Source organism: Cellulomonas sp. ICMP 17802 (assembly GCF_041295535.1).
GTDB lineage: Bacteria > Actinomycetota > Actinomycetes > Actinomycetales > Cellulomonadaceae > Cellulomonas.
This window is the reverse complement of the sequence record NZ_JBGFQZ010000058.1, coordinates 1-5,550: the sequence shown is the minus strand read 5'-3', so window position 1 is coordinate 5,550 and position 5,550 is coordinate 1. Positions and strand designations below refer to the sequence as shown.

Annotated in this window: 3 rRNA genes; all 3 read right to left on the bottom strand. The window is 58.2% G+C overall.

Features of this window, described 5'->3' with window-relative positions:
- Positions 1-9: 9 nt before the first annotated feature.
- The 3 genes from rrf to AB5970_RS19080 all read right to left on the bottom strand — a co-directional run bounded on the left by rrf (position 10) and on the right by AB5970_RS19080 (position 5,297).
- Positions 10-126: ribosomal RNA gene (rrf, locus tag AB5970_RS19090) — 5S ribosomal RNA — on the bottom strand.
- Positions 127-204: 78 nt separating this feature from the next.
- Positions 205-3,320: ribosomal RNA gene (locus AB5970_RS19085) — 23S ribosomal RNA — on the bottom strand.
- A gap of 455 nt (positions 3,321-3,775) precedes the next feature.
- Positions 3,776-5,297: ribosomal RNA gene (locus AB5970_RS19080) — 16S ribosomal RNA — on the bottom strand.
- The 16S, 23S and 5S rRNA genes sit together here, the layout of an rRNA operon.
- Positions 5,298-5,550: the final 253 nt, after the last annotated feature.

The following is a 5,550-nucleotide window of genomic DNA, read 5'->3' as shown; positions in this document are numbered from 1 at the left end:
CTGAATGATGTCCGGCGGCGTCCTACTCTCCCACACCCTGGCGAGTGCAGTACCATCGGCGCTGAAGGGCTTAGCTTCCGGGTTCGGAATGGGACCGGGCGTTTCCCCTTCGCTATGACCGCCGTAACGAGATCGAGTTGTCAAACGGGTTCCCGTTCGTCTCTCGGGAACCGCACAGTGGACGCGTAGCAACAATTGAATGAAGTGGTGAAGTTGTCGGCTTATTAGTACCGGTCAGCTGCGAGGGTCGTTAGTCCCCTCTTCCACATCCGGCCTATCTACCCAGTGGTCTAGCTGGGAGCCTCTCACCCCTCGAGGGGGCATGGAAACCTCATCTTGAAGCAGGCTTCCCGCTTAGATGCTTTCAGCGGTTATCCCTTCCGAACGTAGCTAACCAGCCGTGCTCCTGGCGGAACAACTGGCACACCAGAGGTTCGTCCGTCCCGGTCCTCTCGTACTAGGGACAGCCCTTCTCAAGTTTCCTGCGCGCGCAGCGGATAGGGACCGAACTGTCTCACGACGTTCTAAACCCAGCTCGCGTACCGCTTTAATGGGCGAACAGCCCAACCCTTGGGACCTACTCCAGCCCCAGGATGCGACGAGCCGACATCGAGGTGCCAAACCATGCCGTCGATATGGACTCTTGGGCAAGATCAGCCTGTTATCCCCGGGGTACCTTTTATCCGTTGAGCGACGGCGCTTCCACAAGCCACCGCCGGATCACTAGTTCCGACTTTCGTCCCTGCTCGACCTGTCAGTCTCACAGTCAAGCTCCCTTGTGCACTTGCACTCGCCACCTGATTGCCAACCAGGCTGAGGGAACCTTTGAGCGCCTCCGTTACATTTTAGGAGGCAACCGCCCCAGTTAAACTACCCACCAGGCACTGTCCCTGGTCCGGATCACGGACCGAGGTTAGATATCCAGAGCGACCAGAGTGGTATTTCAACGTTGACTCCACCGACACTGGCGTGCCGGCTTCACAGTCTCCCACCTATCCTACACAAGCCGCACCGAACACCAATACCAAGCTATAGTAAAGGTCCCGGGGTCTTTCCGTCCTGCTGCGCGTAACGAGCATCTTTACTCGTAGTGCAATTTCGCCGAGTTCGCGGTTGAGACAGCGGAGAAGTCGTTACGCCATTCGTGCAGGTCGGAACTTACCCGACAAGGAATTTCGCTACCTTAGGATGGTTATAGTTACCACCGCCGTTTACTGGGGCTTAAATTCTGAGCTTCGCCTTGCGGCTGACCCGTCCTCTTAACCTTCCAGCACCGGGCAGGCGTCAGTCCGTATACATCGTCTTGCGACTTCGCACGGACCTGTGTTTTTAGTAAACAGTCGCTTCTCCCTGGTCTCTGCGGCCCTTCACGCTCCCCGAGCAAGTCGGTTCACGCTTCAGGCCCCCCTTCTCCCGAAGTTACGGGGGCATTTTGCCGAGTTCCTTAACCACGATTCTCTCGATCGCCTTGGTATTCTCTACCTGATCACCTGAGTCGGTTTGGGGTACGGGCGGCTAGAACCTCGCGTCGAGGCTTTTCTTGGCAGCATAGGATCACCAGATTCCCGCATTCGCGGTCACCGTCAGCTCTCAGGCTATGTGAGGTGCGGATTTGCCTACACCTCGCCCTACGACCTTGGACGTGGACTACCATCGCCACGCTTGGCTACCTTCCTGCGTCACCCCTGTTAATACGCTTACCTACTACCGGTTCGGGTCACGCGCTCCCCGGCACGGTACCCCCGAAGGGGTGGTGTGCCGGCTCGGGCGTTTAGCATCACCGGGCTCGGTATGGGCGGTTCTTCGCCGGTACGGGAATATCAACCCGTTGTCCATCGACTACGCCTGTCGGCCTCGCCTTAGGTCCCGACTTACCCAGGGCGGATTAGCCTGGCCCTGGAACCCTTGATCATTCGGCGGACGGGTTTCTCACCCGTCATTCGCTACTCATGCCTGCATTCTCACTCGTGTGGCGTCCACCGCTGGGTTCCCCCGCGACTTCACTCGCCACACGACGCTCCCCTACCCATCCACACGCCTGAACACACCCGAGGGTGCGCTGAGCTGATATGTGAATGCCACAGCTTCGGCGGTATACTTGAGCCCCGCTACATTGTCGGCGCGGAATCACTTGACCAGTGAGCTATTACGCACTCTTTCAAGGGTGGCTGCTTCTAAGCCAACCTCCTGGTTGTCTGTGCAACTCCACATCCTTTCCCACTTAGCATACGCTTAGGGGCCTTAGCTGGTGGTCTGGGCTGTTTCCCTCTCGACTACGGAGCTTATCCCCCGCAGTCTCACTGCCACGCTCTGGCTTACCGGCATTCGGAGTTTGGCTAACGTCAGTAACCTGGTGGGGCCCATCGGCTATCCAGTAGCTCTACCTCCGGCAAGAAACACGTGACGCTGCACCTAAATGCATTTCGGGGAGAACCAGCTATCACGGAGTTTGATTGGCCTTTCACCCCTAACCACAGGTCATCCCCCAGGTTTTCAACCCTGGTGGGTTCGGTCCTCCACGCGGTCTTACCCGCGCTTCAACCTGCCCATGGCTAGATCACTCCGCTTCGGGTCTAGAGCACGCGACTGAGACGCCCTATTCGGACTCGCTTTCGCTACGGCTTCCCCACACGGGTTAACCTCGCCACGTACCACTAACTCGCAGGCTCATTCTTCAAAAGGCACGCTGTCACCCCTGCTAGGGAGGCTCCAACGGATTGTAGGCACACGGTTTCAGGTACTATTTCACTCCCCTCCCGGGGTACTTTTCACCTTTCCCTCACGGTACTTGTCCGCTATCGGTCACTAGGTAGTATTTAGGCTTACACAGTGGTCTGTGCAGATTCACTCCAGGTTTCTCGGGCCCGGAGCTACTTGGGATCCCCTTCGGGAGGCCACGCCATTTCGTCTACGGGGGTCACACCCTCTGTGCCGGGCCTTTCAATGCCCTTCGACTATGACGCGACTTTCTGACTCCCTGCTGATTCGGCAGAACCAGCTGAAAGGTCCCACAACCCCGTGCACGCAACGCCTGCCGGCTTGAACACGTACACGGTTTGGCCTGATCCGCTTTCGCTCGCCACTACTCACGGAATATCTCTTCCTGGCGGTACTGAGATGTTTCACTTCCCGCCGTTCCCTCCACACACCCTATATATTCAGGTGCGGGTCACACGACATGACTCGTGCGGGGTTTCCCCATTCGGACATCCTCGGATCACGGTTCGTTTGCCAACTCCCCGAGGCTTATCGCAGGCTACAACGTCCTTCTTCGGCTCCTAGTGCCAAGGCATCCACCCTGTGCCCTTATAAACTTGACCACAAAGATCATTCAAAAAAGATGCTCGCGTCCACTGTGCAGTTCTCAAGCTACGACCGGCTCCGGCACCCTCACCCCAGCGCCTGCTCACCGCGCGCACCCGATACCGGGCACCCACACGTGAGTGGTTCGTCTGAGCGGTACCAGCCCGCAGCCACCCGCACCCACCCCACACCCTCAGGGTGCGGACCGCGTGCGTAGCGACCCTGAACGAACAACCTTCCGGCTGTTCCCTCAGGACCCAACAGCGTGCCCAGCCGACCCCTCCCCAGCGCCGATCCGTTCCCACCCGGAACCCCAAGGGGCCCGGCGTACTAGGTCGCCACCAGCTCGAAAGCCGGCCAACAGTCGATGTTCCACCCTCGAGCACCGTCCCCCACTCGTTCGGCAGGGACAACGGGCCTGGACACCCTCCACCACCCATGACAGGCGATGTGGCTGCCAGATGCTCCTTAGAAAGGAGGTGATCCAGCCGCACCTTCCGGTACGGCTACCTTGTTACGACTTAGTCCCAATCGCCAGTCCCACCTTCGACAGCTCCCCCTCTTACGAGTTGGGCCACTGGCTTCGGGTGTTACCGACTTTCGTGACTTGACGGGCGGTGTGTACAAGGCCCGGGAACGTATTCACCGCAGCGTTGCTGATCTGCGATTACTAGCGACTCCGACTTCATGGGGTCGAGTTGCAGACCCCAATCCGAACTGAGACCGGCTTTTTGGGATTCGCTCCACCTCGCGGTATCGCAGCCCTTTGTACCGGCCATTGTAGCATGCGTGAAGCCCAAGACATAAGGGGCATGATGATTTGACGTCATCCCCACCTTCCTCCGAGTTGACCCCGGCAGTCTCCCATGAGTCCCCGGCATAACCCGCTGGCAACATGGGACGAGGGTTGCGCTCGTTGCGGGACTTAACCCAACATCTCACGACACGAGCTGACGACAACCATGCACCACCTGTACACCGACCTTGCGGGGCAACCATCTCTGGAAGTTTCCGGTGTATGTCAAGCCTTGGTAAGGTTCTTCGCGTTGCATCGAATTAATCCGCATGCTCCGCCGCTTGTGCGGGCCCCCGTCAATTTCTTTGAGTTTTAGCCTTGCGGCCGTACTCCCCAGGCGGGGCACTTAATGCGTTTGCTGCGGCACGGAACTCGTGGAATGAGCCCCACACCTAGTGCCCAACGTTTACGGCATGGACTACCAGGGTATCTAATCCTGTTCGCTCCCCATGCTTTCGCTCCTCAGCGTCAGTTGCGGCCCAGTGACCTGCCTTCGCCATCGGTGTTCCTCCTGATATCTGCGCATTCCACCGCTACACCAGGAATTCCAGTCACCCCTACCGCACTCTAGTCTGCCCGTACCCACTGCAAGCCCAAGGTTGAGCCTTAGGTTTTCACAGCAGACGCGACAAACCGCCTACGAGCTCTTTACGCCCAATAATTCCGGACAACGCTTGCGCCCTACGTATTACCGCGGCTGCTGGCACGTAGTTAGCCGGCGCTTCTTCTGCAGGTACCGTCACTTGCGCTTCTTCCCTGCTGAAAGAGGTTTACAACCCGAAGGCCGTCATCCCTCACGCGGCGTCGCTGCATCAGGCTTGCGCCCATTGTGCAATATTCCCCACTGCTGCCTCCCGTAGGAGTCTGGGCCGTATCTCAGTCCCAGTGTGGCCGGTCGCCCTCTCAGGCCGGCTACCCGTCGTCGCCTTGGTAGGCCACTACCCCACCAACAAGCTGATAGGCCGCGAGCCCATCCCAGACCGATAAATCTTTCCAGACACCACACATGCGTGTGTGTCTCGTATCCGGTATTAGCCATCGTTTCCCATGGTTATTCCAGAGTCTGGGGCAGGTTGCTCACGTGTTACTCACCCGTTCGCCACTGATCAGACCAGCAAGCTGGCCATCACCGTTCGACTTGCATGTGTTAAGCACGCCGCCAGCGTTCGTCCTGAGCCAGAATCAAACTCTCCGTAAATGTCTACATGGCACCCCACCACCCAAAGGCAGCGAAGCAACCGACACACGAAACGGTCCCGATAAGGACCAATCAGATTCGGCTGAATTGTGGCACCGCCTTCCACGGAGGTAGAAGAACGACACCAATCTCAACCAAGACCCACCACCTCAGCACCCACACCCCGAACGGGACACGAACACCTCTGGATAGCGAGCCATATGGCATCGACTATTTGGCACACTGTTGAGTTCTCAAGGAACAGACGCGCATC